At 59.2% G+C, this 15,241-nt stretch carries 13 protein-coding genes; all 13 read left to right on the top strand.

The window, feature by feature from the left end; all coding sequences use genetic code 11:
* Positions 1 to 16: 16 nt before the first annotated feature.
* Positions 17 to 2,248: a primosomal protein N' gene (locus tag ASD54_RS18820; protein ID WP_062556290.1), complete on the top strand. Its 2,232-nt coding sequence runs from the start codon at positions 17 to 19 to the stop codon at positions 2,246 to 2,248.
* Between the two features lie 60 nt (positions 2,249 to 2,308).
* Positions 2,309 to 2,692 (top strand): hypothetical protein, encoded by a 384-nt coding sequence (locus tag ASD54_RS18815; RefSeq protein ID WP_062556090.1) that lies wholly within the window; start codon positions 2,309 to 2,311, stop codon positions 2,690 to 2,692.
* Positions 2,693 to 2,950: 258 nt separating this feature from the next.
* The gene (locus tag ASD54_RS18810) at positions 2,951 to 3,517 is read left to right on the top strand and encodes a F0F1 ATP synthase subunit delta (protein ID WP_156379294.1); all 567 of its coding nucleotides are present in this window, start codon (positions 2,951 to 2,953) and stop codon (positions 3,515 to 3,517) included.
* Positions 3,517 to 5,046: a F0F1 ATP synthase subunit alpha gene (gene atpA, locus ASD54_RS18805; RefSeq protein ID WP_062556088.1), complete on the top strand. Its 1,530-nt coding sequence runs from the start codon at positions 3,517 to 3,519 to the stop codon at positions 5,044 to 5,046. Before ASD54_RS18810 ends, atpA begins: the two co-directional genes overlap by 1 nt.
* A gap of 27 nt (positions 5,047 to 5,073) precedes the next feature.
* Positions 5,074 to 5,949 carry a F0F1 ATP synthase subunit gamma gene (locus ASD54_RS18800; RefSeq protein WP_062556087.1) on the top strand — a complete coding sequence of 292 codons (876 nt, stop codon included), beginning with the start codon at positions 5,074 to 5,076 and terminating at the stop codon, positions 5,947 to 5,949.
* 21 nt (positions 5,950 to 5,970) lie between these two features.
* Positions 5,971 to 7,401 carry a F0F1 ATP synthase subunit beta gene (gene atpD / locus ASD54_RS18795; RefSeq protein ID WP_062556086.1) on the top strand — a complete coding sequence of 477 codons (1,431 nt, stop codon included), beginning with the start codon at positions 5,971 to 5,973 and terminating at the stop codon, positions 7,399 to 7,401.
* Between the two features lie 74 nt (positions 7,402 to 7,475).
* Positions 7,476 to 7,883 carry a F0F1 ATP synthase subunit epsilon gene (locus ASD54_RS18790; RefSeq protein ID WP_062556085.1) on the top strand — a complete coding sequence of 136 codons (408 nt, stop codon included), beginning with the start codon at positions 7,476 to 7,478 and terminating at the stop codon, positions 7,881 to 7,883.
* Between the two features lie 214 nt (positions 7,884 to 8,097).
* Positions 8,098 to 9,030 (top strand): L-lactate dehydrogenase, encoded by a 933-nt coding sequence (locus ASD54_RS18785; protein WP_062556084.1) that lies wholly within the window; start codon positions 8,098 to 8,100, stop codon positions 9,028 to 9,030.
* 84 nt (positions 9,031 to 9,114) lie between these two features.
* Positions 9,115 to 10,050: a LysR family transcriptional regulator gene (locus tag ASD54_RS18780; protein WP_062556083.1), complete on the top strand. Its 936-nt coding sequence runs from the start codon at positions 9,115 to 9,117 to the stop codon at positions 10,048 to 10,050.
* A 120-nt stretch (positions 10,051 to 10,170) separates the two neighbouring features.
* A complete protein-coding gene (locus ASD54_RS18775) occupies positions 10,171 to 10,650 on the top strand; it encodes a formate dehydrogenase subunit gamma (RefSeq protein WP_062556082.1) in 480 nt (159 codons plus the stop codon).
* Positions 10,647 to 12,203 carry an NADH-quinone oxidoreductase subunit NuoF gene (locus tag ASD54_RS18770; RefSeq protein WP_062556081.1) on the top strand — a complete coding sequence of 519 codons (1,557 nt, stop codon included), beginning with the start codon at positions 10,647 to 10,649 and terminating at the stop codon, positions 12,201 to 12,203. The genes ASD54_RS18775 and ASD54_RS18770 overlap by 4 nt, the downstream gene beginning before the upstream one ends.
* On the top strand, positions 12,200 to 12,349 hold the full coding sequence (locus tag ASD54_RS26700) for a hypothetical protein (protein ID WP_156379293.1): 150 nt from the start codon (positions 12,200 to 12,202) through the stop codon (positions 12,347 to 12,349). Before ASD54_RS18770 ends, ASD54_RS26700 begins: the two co-directional genes overlap by 4 nt.
* Before the next feature lie 5 nt (positions 12,350 to 12,354).
* Positions 12,355 to 15,237, top strand: a complete 2,883-nt coding sequence (gene fdhF / locus ASD54_RS18765) for a formate dehydrogenase subunit alpha (RefSeq protein ID WP_062556080.1) — start codon at positions 12,355 to 12,357, stop codon at positions 15,235 to 15,237.
* Positions 15,238 to 15,241 lie beyond the last annotated feature (4 nt).

Genomic DNA, 15,241 nt, shown 5'->3' with positions numbered 1-15,241 from the left:
GGCATGGTCCAGCCCGATGACGCAAGATTCGCATAGCCTGTTCGGCGCCCTGTTTGACACACCGGCGTCCAAGCGCGTTGTACCCGTTCTGGTGCCTCTGCCGGTGCCGGAAGCCTATAGTTATGCCGTGCCGGAAGGCATGGCGGTCGAAGCCGGTTCTGTCGTGCAGGTGCCGATCGGTCCGCGCCAGCACATTGGTGTCGTGTGGGACGAGCCGGAGGTGCGCGATAACCAAAAGGCATTGGATCCGGAGAAGCTCCGGGCGATCGATCAGGTTTTCGATTGTCCACCCCTGACGAAAGACATGCGGGAATTCATTGAATGGGTATCGGCTTATACACTGTCTCCGCCCGGACTGGTGGCCCGCATGGCAATCCGTGCTCCTGCGGCACTGCAACCAGAGCCGATGATCGAGGCATTGCGGTTCGCAGGCGGTGAACCTGATCGCGTAACCCCGGCGCGTCAACGCGTCCTTCAGACGCTGGAAGACGACATTCCCTGGACGCGGAGCGGCCTTGCGCATGCTGCCGGTGTTTCGCTGAGCGTCGTGGACGGTCTGGTGAAACAGGGACTGTTCGAAACTGTTTTTCTTCCGCCGCCGCCAGTCGTTGCCGTTCCCGATCCGGACTATGTCGCGCCGCGGATCGATGGACCGCAGAAGCAGGCCGCCTCCGAGCTGGTGGAAGCGGTTCAGACGGCTGGCTTCTCGGCCTCTTTGATCGATGGCGTGACCGGGTCGGGGAAAACGGAAGTCTATTTCGAAGCAATTGCCGAAGCCCTGCGTCTGGGAAAACAGGTTCTGATCCTGTTGCCGGAAATTGCGCTGACCTCCAGCTTTCTCGAACGGTTTCAGGACCGCTTCGGTGCCAAGCCTGCCGAGTGGCATTCAGATCTTGCGCCCCGCATGCGTGAGAAAGTGTGGCGCGGTGTCGTGACCGGCGAGGTGCGTGTCGTGGCCGGAGCGCGGTCCGCTCTCTTTCTTCCCTTTGAGGAGCTTGGTCTTATCGTTGTCGATGAGGAGCATGATCCCGCCTACAAGCAGGAAGACCGTATCTTCTACAATGCGCGCGACATGGCCGTGGTGCGGGCCCGCATTGGCAAATTTCCCATCGTTCTTGTGTCTGCCACGCCGTCCGTCGAAAGCCAGGTCAACGGCCAGAGCGGTCGATATCATGTCGTTCATCTGCCGACGCGATTTGGCGATGCGGCCATGCCGGACCTGCATCTCGTTGACATGCGGCGGCATCCGCCTGCCAAGGGCGGCTTTCTCTCGCCCGTCATGCTGCGGGCCATCGGAAAGACGATCGAGAAGAAGGAGCAGGCGCTTCTGTTTCTCAATCGGCGTGGTTATGCGCCGCTGACGCTCTGCCGTGTGTGCGGGCATCGCTTCCAGTGTCCGCAATGCTCGAGCTGGCTGGTTGAGCATCGGTTCCGCAACCAGATCCAGTGCCATCAATGCGGCTATTCGGAGAAAACGCCGGAGGCCTGTCCTGAATGCGGCACCTTCGATCACCTGGTCGCCTGCGGTCCGGGCGTCGAGCGGATTGCCGAGGAAGTGGAGCGTCATTTTCCCGATGCCCGAACCATCGTCATGTCGTCCGATCTCCTGGGTGGCGTGAAGCGCATGCGGCTGGAACTGGAAGCCATCGCCAAGGGGGAGGCGGATATCGTTATCGGCACGCAGCTCGTTGCCAAAGGTCACAACTTCCCTCTGATGACGCTTGTCGGGATTGTCGATGCGGATCTTGGCCTTGCCAATGGCGATCCGCGCGCCGCCGAGCGCACGTTTCAGCTGCTCAGTCAGGTCACCGGTCGCGCCGGGAGAACCGGTCTGAAGAGCTACGGGCTCTTGCAAACCTATCAACCGCAGCATCCTGTCATGCAGGCAATCGCATCAGGCGATGCCTCGGCGTTTTACGAGCGCGAGATCGGCGAGCGGGAAAAGGCATTGCTACCTCCCTTTGGGCGCCTCGCCTCCATCATCGTTTCCGCCGACACGCGCCTCGATGCCGAAACACATGCGCGAGGACTTCGTAACGCTGCGCCGAAGATGTCTGGCGTCACCGTGCTTGGACCTGCCGAGGCGCCACTTGCCATCGTACGTGGGCGCCACCGGTTCCGTCTGCTGGTGCACGGACGCCGCAACAGCGACATGCAGGGCTTTCTGAGGGCGATGCTGTCAAGCGGACCGAAGGCACGCGGCTCAGTTCAGGTTCAGCTGGATGTGGATCCACAAAGCTTTCTTTGAAAATCCGGGCTTCCCCTGATATTTCGCAGGCTTGCGATTCGTGAAACATGGCAGGATGACATGGAACTTTACTTTCCAACCGAACTTCCTGAACGGCTGGCCTATCTGGGTGCGTGTCTTCTTGCGCTCCATGGCCTCCTTCAGTTCGCCCTGCCTTCAACGGCGCTCAAGCTTTTTGGATTTACCGTCGGAGAAGTGACACCTGAAGGTTATGCGGCGATCCGGTCCAATGGCGGTTTGCAGCTTGGCCTTGGCCTGACGGCGCTTTTTCTGGCTCAGGACTGGACCTATCTGGCCCTTGGCGTTTCTGCCGGAGTGGCGGCACTCGGGCGGCTCATCTCACTGATCTTTGATCGGGGCGTGACCGCTAGAAATATTGTACAGCTTCTCGCCCAGATTGTGATTGCGGCTCTGCCATTGGGCTATGTCTTCGGTTATTTCTAAGCAAGGCATTTGAGAGGTATCGTCCGGTAAGGGAACCCGACGCTGTGAAAAGCGAGAAAATCGTTTTAACGCCTTGCCTCTCAGGCGATTTGCGCCCTTCGGCGTGTTGCGCCTGTTGAACTCCTATGCTAGACGAACCGCGAATTTCGGAGAACGGCGGAGGGGGGCCTCTGGCCGTGTTGAGAAAAAGAAGCAAATTCAGATGCTTGCCTGAATTCCGAAAACTGGCTGGTAATTTGAATAGAAATCAGGGAATTCGTGCCCGTGGCTGACACATCCCATCGGACTTCCGGCGTAGCGGAACGCTACGCTTCTTCGCTCTTTGAGCTTGCTCTGCAGTCGAATTCTATCGATTCAGTGCGCGCCGATCTTGACCGTTTTCAGGCAATGATCGACGAGAGCGATGATCTCAAGCGTTTGATTGCCAGCCCGGTCTTCTCTTCGGAAGATCAGGCGCGTGCAATCGCGGCCCTCTGCGACAAGGCTGGAATTTCCGGTCTCGTTGCAAACTTCGTCAAGGTCGTTGCGGGCAACCGCCGCCTGTTTGCCCTGCCGGGCATGATCCGCGCTTATCGCGACTTCGTCGCCCAGCATAAGGGCGAAGTGACTGCCGAGGTTGTCTCGGCCCATGCGCTTTCTTCGGCGCAGGAAGATGAACTGAAATCGACGCTGAAGGGCGTAACGGGCAAGGATGTCACTCTCGACGTATCCGTTGATCCGTCGATCCTGGGTGGGCTGATCGTCAAGGTCGGTTCGCGTCAGATCGATACGTCTCTCCGCACCAAACTTTCCACGCTTAAGCTTGCACTGAAAGAGGTTGGCTGATGGATATCCGCGCCGCGGAAATTTCCGCAATTCTCAAAGATCAAATCAAGAACTTCGGCCAGGAGGCTGAGGTTTCCGAAGTCGGCCAGGTTCTTTCCGTAGGTGACGGTATCGCCCGTGTTTATGGTCTGGACAATGTTCAGGCCGGTGAAATGGTCGAGTTCCCCGGCGGCATCCGCGGCATGGCGCTCAACCTCGAAGCTGATAACGTCGGTGTCGTTATTTTCGGTTCCGACCGCGACATCAAGGAAGGCGACACCGTCAAGCGGACTGGCGCCATCGTGGACGTTCCGGTTGGTCCGGAACTGCTCGGCCGCGTTGTCGACGCACTCGGCAATCCGATCGACGGCAAGGGCCCGATCAACGCTTCGCGCCGCTCGCGCGTTGACGTGAAGGCTCCGGGCATCATTCCGCGCAAGTCGGTTCATGAGCCGATGTCGACGGGCCTCAAGGCTATCGACGCCCTGATCCCGGTTGGACGTGGTCAGCGCGAGCTGGTCATCGGCGACCGTCAGACCGGCAAGACCGCGATCATTCTCGACGCCTTCCTCAACCAGAAGGCAATCCACGACAATGGTCCCGAGAACGACAAGCTGTTCTGCGTTTACGTGGCTATCGGCCAGAAGCGTTCGACTGTTGCGCAGTTCGTGAAGGTTCTGGAAGAGCGTGGCGCTCTGCAGTACTCGATCGTTGTTGCCGCGACTGCCTCTGACCCGGCTCCGATGCAGTATCTTGCGCCATTCGCAGGTTGCGCAATGGGCGAGTACTTCCGTGACAACGGCCAGCACGCTCTCATCGCTTACGACGACTTGTCCAAGCAGGCTGTCGCCTACCGTCAGATGTCGCTTCTGCTGCGTCGTCCTCCGGGCCGCGAAGCTTATCCGGGCGACGTTTTCTATCTGCACTCGCGTCTTCTCGAGCGCGCTGCCAAGCTCTCCGACGAGCGTGGCGCTGGTTCGCTGACGGCTCTGCCGGTCATCGAAACGCAGGGTAACGACGTTTCGGCGTTCATTCCGACGAACGTGATCTCGATCACCGACGGTCAGATCTTCCTCGAAACCGACCTGTTCTACCAGGGCATTCGTCCGGCCGTTAACGTCGGTCTGTCGGTTTCCCGCGTTGGTTCTGCTGCGCAGATCAAGGCCATGAAGCAGGTTGCCGGCTCCATCAAGGGTGAACTGGCCCAGTACCGCGAAATGGCGGCCTTCGCCCAGTTCGGTTCCGACCTCGACGCTTCCACGCAGCGCCTGCTGAACCGTGGTGCACGCCTGACGGAACTCCTCAAGCAGCCGCAGTTCTCTCCGCTCAAGACGGAAGAGCAGGTTGCAGTGATCTTCGCTGGCGTCAACGGCTACCTCGACAAGCTGCCTGTCAACCAGGTCGGCAAGTTCGAACAGGGCCTGCTCGCGTACCTCCGCAACGACGGCAAGTCGATCCTCGACGCTATTCGTGCGGAAAAGCAGCTGTCTGACGACACCCGTGCAAAGCTGAAGTCGGCGCTGGATTCCTTCGCCAAGACTTTCGCCTGAACGGACAAGCTCAAGGACCGATAACGGATGCCTTCACTTAAGGATCTGAAAAACCGGATCGCCTCCGTCAAGGCGACGCAGAAGATCACCAAGGCGATGAAAATGGTCGCCGCGGCGAAGCTGCGCCGTGCGCAAGAGGCGGCCGAAGCGGCCCGCCCCTATGCGGAACGGATGAACCGCGTTCTTGCCGGCCTCAGCGCCGCCTCTGCCAATAGCGCAGAGGCACCGCTGCTGCTGACCGGTACCGGCAAGAGCCAGACCCACCTGCTGATCGTTGCCACGGGCGAGCGCGGACTGGCTGGAGGTTTCAACTCCTCCATCATCCGTCTGGCTCGTGACCATGCGCTGAAGCTTCTTTCGGAAGGCAAGACCGTCAAGATCCTGACTGTCGGCCGCAAGGGTAACGATATCCTGCGCCGCAGCTTCCGTGAGAACATTGTCGACTACGTCACGTTCCGCGAAGTCAAGCAGCTTGGCTTCGTACAGGCGAATGAAGTGGCCCAGAAGGTTCTGGCCCTCTTCAACGCCGGCGAGTTCGACGTCGCAACGCTGTTCTATGCCCGCTTCGCTTCCGTCATCTCGCAGGTGGCGACGGCGCAGCAAATCATTCCGGCCAAGTTCGATCAGGCGGAAGTGCCAGCGACTGCTGCACTTTATGAGTACGAGCCGGGCGAACAGGAGATCCTGGAAGAACTGCTGCCGCGCAACATCGCGGTGCAGATTTTCCGTGCCCTGCTGGAAAACAACGCTTCCTTCTACGGTGCGCAGATGTCCGCCATGGACAACGCGACACGTAATGCTGGCGACATGATCAACAAGCTGACCTTGTCTTACAACCGTCAGCGTCAGGCGCAGATCACGAAGGAACTCATCGAAATCATTTCGGGCGCGGAAGCGCTCTAAGGAACAAAGAGGGTAAGAATCATGGCTATCGCAACGGGCTCGTCCCTCGGCAAGGTGACGCAGGTTATCGGCGCCGTCGTTGACGTCGCATTTGATGGCGACCTGCCGCCGATCCTGAATGCGCTTGAAACAGACAACAATGGCAGCCGCCTTGTTCTCGAAGTCGCGCAGCACCTCGGCGAAAACTCTGTCCGCACCATCGCTATGGACTCGACCGAAGGTCTGGTTCGTGGTCAGCCGGTCAAGGACACAGGCGCTCCGATCTCGGTTCCGGTTGGTGACCAGACGCTCGGCCGTATCATGAACGTCATTGGCGAGCCAGTTGACGAAGCTGGTCCGCTGGACACGTCCACGCTCCGCGCCATCCACCAGGAAGCTCCGGCTTACGTCGAACAGTCGACGGAAGGCCAGATCCTGGTCACGGGCATCAAGGTCGTCGACCTTCTGGCTCCTTACGCCAAGGGCGGTAAGATCGGCCTGTTCGGCGGCGCCGGCGTTGGCAAGACGGTTCTCATCATGGAACTGATCAACAACGTCGCGAAGGCGCACGGTGGTTACTCGGTCTTCGCCGGGGTGGGTGAGCGTACCCGCGAAGGAAACGACCTCTATCACGAAATGATCGAGTCTGGCGTTAACAAGCATGGTGGTGGCGAAGGCTCCAAGGCTGCTCTCGTTTACGGTCAGATGAACGAACCGCCGGGCGCACGTGCACGCGTTGCTCTGACGGGTCTGACGATCGCTGAAGACTTCCGTGACAAGGGCCAAGACGTTCTGTTCTTCGTCGACAACATCTTCCGCTTCACGCAGGCTGGTTCCGAAGTGTCGGCTCTCCTGGGCCGTATTCCTTCGGCCGTTGGTTATCAGCCGACGCTGGCAACAGACATGGGCCAGATGCAGGAGCGCATCACGACCACGACGAAGGGCTCGATTACCTCGGTTCAGGCCATCTACGTTCCTGCCGACGACTTGACCGACCCGGCTCCGGCAACCTCGTTCGCCCACTTGGACGCAACAACCGTTCTGTCGCGCTCGATCGCTGAAAAGGGCATCTACCCGGCTGTGGATCCGCTGGACTCCACGTCCCGTATGCTTGACCCGATGGTTGTCGGTGAAGAGCACTACGAAGTTGCCCGTAAGGTTCAGACGACTCTGCAGCGCTACAAGTCGCTTCAGGACATCATTGCCATCCTCGGGATGGACGAACTGTCCGAAGAGGACAAGATGACGGTTGCCCGCGCCCGTAAGATCGAGCGCTTCCTTTCGCAGCCATTCTTCGTTGCTGAAGTCTTCACCGGTTCTCCGGGTAAGCTGGTGGCCCTGGAAGACACGATCAAGGGCTTCAAGGGTCTGGTCAACGGTGAATACGACCACCTGCCGGAAGCTGCTTTCTACATGGTTGGCTCCATCGAGGAAGCCATCGAGAAGGCGAAGAAGCTGGCAGCTGCTGCCTAATGTCATCGACGGAAGGCGCGCCCTGATTGGGCGCGCTTCTCCATCCTGCATAACGCCCGGAGAAGTGGACCGTCATGGCCGACTCTTTTGATTTTGAATTGGTGTCTCCCGAGCGCCTGCTGGTTTCGGAAAAGGTGACGGAAGTCATCATTCCGGCAACTCTCGGTGAGATGACCGTGTTGGCGAAGCATGCGCCAACGATGACGACGATCAAGCCAGGCGTGCTGACCGTCAAGCTGGTCTCTGGCCAGGTCAAGAAGTACGTCGTGTTCGGCGGGTTCGCGGACATTCTGCCTTCGGGCTGCACCGTGCTGGCGGAGTCTGCTGTTGCCCAGGAAGACGCAAATCGCGATCTCTTCCAGCAGCGGATTGAAGCTCTGCGCGCCGATATCTCGGATGCGCCCACGGATGAGCATCGCACGAAGCTCGAGCACATGCTGGCCGAACTCACGCATCTCAACCATTCGATTCTGCCTGGTTGAAGTGCGAAGTTAAGTCTGATTTTTGGAAAGGCGGTCCATTGGGCCGCCTTTTTCATTTGGACGGATTCACTTCATTGAGAGACGCCAGTAGAGCCCGTTTGGTTATCCGTTGAGTTCCGCACCGGAGGAAGTGAGCGAAAGCACTATCCATCCTTTGGTTGTCATCTGCCGCTGTTCGTGTACCTATCCCCATAGTTAGCAGGAGAGGTAGGGCATGAAAGTCGGCATCGTGGGTGCAGGCATGGTCGGCAGTGCGGCAGGTTTTGCGCTCGCGCTCGCAGGGACCGCCAGCGAGATCGTTTTCGTCGATCAGAACCGGGCACTTGCGCTGGCGCAGGCAGAAGATATCTCCCACGCAACTCCGTTCCATTCGGCGACCAAGATCACATCCGGCGGTTATGACGCGCTGGAAGGCGCCGACATGGTCATCCTCGCAGCCGGTGTCAGCCAGAAGCCGGGTGAGACGCGTCTTGCCCTCCTCGAACGGAATACGGAGGTATTTCGTGTTGTCGTCGGCGCCGTGTTGGCTGTGGTTTCTGATCCTATCCTTTTGATCGCGTCGAACCCGGTCGATATCATGACGCATGTCGCAACACGGCTTTCCGGCCTGCCGAGAAGCAAGGTCATCGGGTCTGGAACCATTCTGGATACGGCGCGCTTCCGGAGCCTCATCGGCCGTCATCTCGGCATCTCCCCACAATCCGTGCACGCCTATGTGCTGGGGGAACATGGTGACAGCGAGGTGTTGACGTGGTCGAATGCACGGGCCGGTTCCATCGGGCTCAGTGCTTTCGCCGAACAGGTCGGCCGGCCTCTGACGCAGGACCTGCGTCAATCAATCGATCACGATGTCCGTAACGCGGCCTATCGCATCATTGAAGGCAAAGGATCAACCTATTACGGGATTGGTGGGGGCCTGGCCCGGATCGTGAAAGCCATAGCGCAGGATCAGCAGGCGATCCTCTCTGTCTCGACCACCACAGACGTTGTCGAGGGCATCGAGAATGTCACGCTCTCCTTGCCGCGCGTGATCGGTCGGGCCGGGGTCCACCTTGATCTTCATCCCGACCTGGACGACGAGGAGAGGGAAGGGCTCAGGAGAAGTGCCCAGATGTTGAAGGATTTGTCTGGAAAGCTCGCATTGTAGCGCGAAAGTAGACACCTCTTCTGTTGTCGATCCTGGCACCGTGTGGAACTGTTGCGGCAGCAAGCGAATGGGGTCCTGAGAGGCATGATCGATAAGCTCGAATTCTTCATTGCTCTGGCCGGTGCTGGTCATTTCGGTCGCGCCGCGGAGGAGTGTGGGGTCTCCCAGCCCACGCTCTCGGCGGCCATTCGCCAGCTTGAGGACCAACTGGGCGTCATTCTCGTCGTGCGCGGTTCCCGCTATCAGGGCCTTACACCCGAGGGACAGCGCGTGCTGGAATGGGCGCGACGGATCGTCAGCGATACCCGCACCATGCGCGAAGAGATGCGGGCCGCGCGGAAAGGTCTCGCCGGTCATATCCGGCTTGCCGTTATTCCCACGGCGCTGGCCATGGTGCCACGCCTCACGGAGCCATTTCAGGCGCGCCATCCGGCAGTCACGTTCTCTGTCACGTCGCGCACGTCACTCCTGGTGCTCAGTCAGCTGGAAAATCTCGAGATCGACGCCGGCATCACCTACCTCGACAATGAACCGCTTGGCCGCGTGACGACGGTTCCGCTCTATTCGGAGCGGTATCACCTGATTGCCGCAACAGGAACGCCACTGGCAGACCAGGAATCGGTGACCTGGAAAGAGGTTTCCGCTCTTCGGCTTTGCCTATTGACGCCGGATATGCAAAACCGCCGCATCATCAACAAGCACATGGCAGAAGCTGGTGTCTGGGCCAAGCCAACGCTTGAATCGAATTCGATGATCGTGCTGTTTTCCCATATCAGGACCGGTCAATGGGCGTCGATCATGCCGCGTAACGTCGCGGAATCCTTTGGTTTTCCGGAACAGATCCGAATGGTTCCGATCGTCGAGCCAGATGCCGAACATCTGGTTGGGCTGGTCGCAACGCATCGCGAACCACATACTCCGCTGGTCTCTGCCCTGCTGCACGAGGCGCGATTGCGCGCTGCAGCATCGGATTTCGATAGAAATCTCCTATCGAGCGACGGAAAGCCGTTATTGACCTAGTGTCGGCAAATTCGCCATTCTTCGCAAAAGACAAATATACGTCGTCGCAGATGAGCGAGCCGACTTAACAGGAAGCTCTCTGGAGCGACTTGGGTCTTGTCGGTTTGGGAGGACTGACTGATGAACATTCGTGCCGTTGCCGTCGATGAGGCAACACGGGTTTCCGAGATCGTTGAAAGCTGTCGCCATCTGGAAGGGCCGCTTCTTCCTGTGCTGCACAAGGTACAGGCTGAATTCGGTTTCATTCCAGAGAGTGCAAAGCAAATCATCGCCAAAGCTCTCAACCTGTCACGGGCCGAGGTTCACGGGGTCGTCACCTTCTACCACGATTTTCGCGATCATCCTGCCGGACGGCATACGCTGAAGCTCTGTCGCGCCGAGGCTTGTCAGTCGATGGGCTGCGAGCCTCTGGCGGAGCAGATCAAGGCAAAGCTGGGCGTGGATTGGCATGGGACGACTTCGGACGGTGCGATCACGCTCGAGCCGGTCTTCTGTCTTGGCCTCTGTGCGCAAGCCCCTGCCGCGATGCTGGATGGCGATGTCTATGCCCGCCTGGACGAAGACTGTCTTGGCGAAATCCTGACGGAGGCACGCCGATGAGTGTAACCGTTTTCGTTCCTCGCGATGCTGCCGCCCTGGCTGTTGGTGCTGACAGGGTTGCTGCGGCAATTGAGAAGGAAGCTGCCGCGCGTGGCGTGGATGTCCGTATCGTCCGCAACGGTTCGCGCGGCATGCTGTGGCTGGAAGTTCTGGTTGAGGTCCGCACCTCCCAGGGCCGCGTCGCCTATGGACCGGTAAAAGCGTCCGACGTGGCCTCACTCTTCGATGCAGATTTTCTGAGTGGCGGAGATCATTCGCTGTCTCATGGGCTGACCAAGGAGATCCCTTTCCTCAAGAGTCAGACGCGGCTGACCTTCGCCCGCTGTGGTGTGACGGATCCGTTGTCGCTGGAGGATTACCGGCATTACCAGGGCATGAAGGGTCTGGCCAACGCGCTTGCCATGGCGCCGGCAGACATCGTGAAACAGGTGACCGATAGTGGCCTGCGTGGTCGAGGTGGTGCAGGCTTCCCGACCGGTATCAAGTGGAAGACGGTTGCAGATGCTGTCGGCGACCAGAAATACATCGTTTGCAATGCAGACGAGGGTGATAGCGGCACGTTCGCAGACCGGATGATCATGGAAGGGGACCCCTTCGTCCTGGTTGAAGGCATGGTGATCGCGGGCATAGCGGTCGGAGCGACCAAGGGTTACATCTATACCCGGTCCGAATATCCGCATGCGATTGCGACCATGAGCGAGGCAATCGAGATCGCCCGCCGGGAAGGCATTCTTGGCTCGTCGGTGTTAGGATCCGCTTACGCATTCGACATGGAGGTGCGCGTTGGGGCCGGTGCCTATGTCTGCGGTGAGGAAACATCCCTGCTGAACAGCCTGGAAGGCAAGCGAGGCGTCGTACGTGCCAAGCCTCCATTGCCCGCGCTTCAGGGCCTGTTCGGCAAGCCCACTGTCGTCAACAATGTTATGTCCCTTGCATCGATCCCGGTCATCATGGATCGGGGCGCCGCCTTCTATCGTGACTTCGGCGTCGGTCGTTCACATGGGACGATCCCGATCCAGCTCGCCGGTAACCTGAAGCATGGCGGGCTTTACGAGACCGCGTTTGGCCTGCCGCTTGGCCAGCTGATCAACGAAATCGGTGGCGGCACGATCTCCGGGCGTCCGGTCAAGGCCGTTCAGGTCGGCGGGCCTCTGGGCGCCTACTTCCCGCCTTCGCTCTTCGAGACAATTTTCGATTATGAGGCTTTTGCGGCGGCAGGCGGCCTGATCGGTCATGCTGGTGTCGTGGTTTTCGATGATACGGCGGATATGCTGAAGCAGGCGCGGTTCGCCATGGAGTTCTGTGCGGTCGAAAGCTGCGGCAAGTGCACGCCCTGCCGCATCGGCTCGACGCGTGGCGTCGAGACGGTCGACAAGATCGCGCGCGGCATCGAGCCGGAGAAGAACAAGGTGCTGCTGGAAGATCTCTGCAACACCATGAAGTTCGGTTCGCTCTGTGCACTCGGCGGCTTCACACCCTATCCGGTCATGAGTGCGCTGACACATTTCCCGGAAGATTTTGCACCTGTACCAGTGAGGGAGGCGGCAGAATGAGTGACGGTTTTCTTTCGTCATCCTCGGGCCTGTCCCGAGGATCTACCGAGCTTTCCACGCGGGCGACGTTCCCGGCTGAACCGGCTTTCAATATTCAGACGCAGCAGATCCTCGGGACAAGCCCGAGGATGACGGCGGAAAGGTAAGCGCCATGCCCCTCGTTCCTGAAATCGATTACGGTACACCCGCATCCAGATCCACCGAGATGGTAACGCTGACCATCGATGGTCGCGAGGTCACGGTGCCAGCCGGAACCTCCATCATGCGGGCCTCCATGGAGGCCGGTATCCAGGTGCCTAAACTCTGCGCGACCGACATGGTCGATGCATTCGGATCCTGCCGCCTCTGTCTCATCGAGGTGGAGGGCCGGAATGGCACCCCCGCCTCCTGCACGACGCCCGTTGCTGCCGGACTTGTGGTTCACACGCAGACGGAGCGGCTGAAGGCGATCCGCAAGGGCGTGATGGAGCTCTATATCTCCGACCATCCGCTGGACTGTCTGACCTGCGCCGCCAATGGCGATTGCGAGTTGCAGGATATGGCGGGCGCTGTGGGTCTTCGCGACGTGCGCTACGGCTATGAGGGTGAAAATCACGTCAAGGCGCGCTCGGCGGTGGGCGAGGTCAACGCGCAATGGATGCCGAAGGACGAGAGCAATCCTTATTTCACCTATGACCCTTCCAAGTGCATCGTCTGCTCTCGCTGCGTTCGTGCCTGCGAGGAAGTTCAGGGTACGTTTGCACTGACGATTGAAGGTCGTGGCTTCGACAGTCGCGTATCCCCCGGCGCGCATGAAGCCTTCCTCTCGTCGGAATGCGTCTCCTGCGGGGCCTGCGTACAGGCATGCCCGACAGCCACGCTGACTGAGAAATCCGTTATCGAGATTGGCCAACCGGAACATTCCGTTGTGACCACCTGCGCCTATTGCGGTGTGGGCTGCTCCTTCAAGGCTGAAATGCGCGGTGAAGAGCTGGTGCGCATGGTGCCGTGGAAAGACGGCAAGGCCAATCGCGGACACTCCTGCGTCAAGGGTCGGTTCGCCTATGGTTACGCAAGCCATAAGGACCGTATCCTCAATCCCATGATCCGCGAAAAGATTTCCGACCCGTGGCGCGAGGTGACATGGGAGGAAGCCTTTGCCCATGTTGCGTCCGAATTCCGGCGCATCCAGTATCAGTATGGTCGAGAATCCATTGGCGGCATCACATCCTCGCGCTGCACGAATGAGGAAACCTATCTCGTCCAGAAGCTGATCCGCGCCGGTTTCGGCAACAACAATGTCGATACATGCGCCCGTGTCTGCCATTCGCCAACCGGTTATGGTCTGGGCCAGGCCTTCGGTACATCGGCGGGCACGCAGAATTTCGACAGCGTCGAACATACGGATGTGGTGATCGTCATCGGCGCCAATCCAACAGACGGTCATCCGGTTTTCGGTTCGCGCCTCAAGAAGCGCCTTCGTCAGGGCGCGAAGCTGATCGTCATCGATCCGCGCCGTATCGATCTCGTTCGCTCTGCGCATATCGAAGCCTCCTATCACCTGCCGCTGAAACCCGGTACCAATGTGGCAGTGCTGACGGCGCTTGCGCATGTCATCGTCACCGAGGGCCTGTTCGACGAACGGTTTATTCGCGAACGCTGCGATTGGTCCGAATTCGAGGATTGGGCAGCCTTCGTCTCCGAAGCGCAGCATTCTCCGGAAGAGACAGAGAAATTCACTGGTGTGCCGGCAGAAGACCTGCGTGGAGCCGCGCGTCTTTATGCCAAGGGTGGCAATGGCGCGATCTATTACGGTCTCGGCGTGACTGAGCACAGCCAGGGCTCAACCACCGTCATGGCGATTGCCAACCTTGCCATGGCCACGGGCAATATCGGTCGTCCGGGCGTGGGCGTTAACCCGCTGCGTGGCCAGAACAATGTGCAGGGCTCCTGTGACATGGGTTCCTTCCCGCACGAGCTTCCCGGTTATCGCCACATCTCGGATGATGCCACGCGCGAGACCTTCGAAAAGCTCTGGGGCGTTACGCTGAACAACGAGCCGGGCCTGCGCATTCCGAACATGCTGGATGCCGCCGTCGAAGGTACGTTCAAGGGCATCTATATCCAGGGCGAGGATATTCTTCAGTCTGACCCGGATACCAAGCATGTGTCTGCCGGACTGGCGGCCATGGAATGCGTCATCGTGCACGACCTGTTCCTGAACGAAACCGCCAACTATGCGCATGTCTTCCTGCCGGGTTCGACCTTCCTGGAAAAGGATGGCACATTCACCAATGCCGAACGTCGTATCAACCGCGTACGCCGAGTAATGACGCCAAGGAACGGCTATGCGGATTGGGAAGTAACCCAGAAGATGGCTCAGGCCATGGGCTTGAAATGGGCCTACAGCCATCCATCCGAGATCATGGACGAGATTGCGGCCACCACGCCAAGCTTTGCCGGTGTCTCCTATGCCTATCTGGAGGAAAAGGGCTCGGTCCAATGGCCCTGCAATGAGAAGTTTCCCAACGGTTCGCCCATCATGCATGTGGACGGATTCGTGCGCGGGAAAGGTAAGTTCATACGAACGGAATATGTGGCGACGGATGAACGCACCGGCCCGCGTTTTCCGCTGCTTCTCACCACCGGCCGCATTCTCTCGCAGTACAATGTCGGTGCGCAGACGCGGCGTACGGCCAATGTCGTCTGGCATGAGGAGGACCTCTTGGAGATCCATCCGCATGATGCCGAACAGCGTGGCATCAAGGATGGTGACTGGGTCAAGCTTGCCAGCCGTGCAGGCGACACTACGTTGCGGGCGCTGATTACGGATCGTGTTGCGCCGGGCGTCGTCTATACCACCTTCCATCACCCGACGACGCAGGCCAATGTCATCACCACCGATTTCTCGGATTGGGCAACGAATTGTCCGGAATACAAGGTCACGGCAGTGCAAATCTCGCCGTCCAACGGGCCGACGGAATGGCAGGAGGAATATGAGGAACTCAGCCGCAAGTCACGCCGGATTGCCGGCAAGCTTGAAGCGGCGGAGTAAGCTT

The sequence above is a fragment of the Rhizobium sp. Root149 genome (assembly GCF_001427345.1).
GTDB lineage: Bacteria > Pseudomonadota > Alphaproteobacteria > Rhizobiales > Rhizobiaceae > Neorhizobium > Neorhizobium rhizoryzae.
The sequence above is the reverse complement of the archived record's forward strand: the minus strand, read 5'-3'. Positions and strand labels throughout refer to the sequence as shown.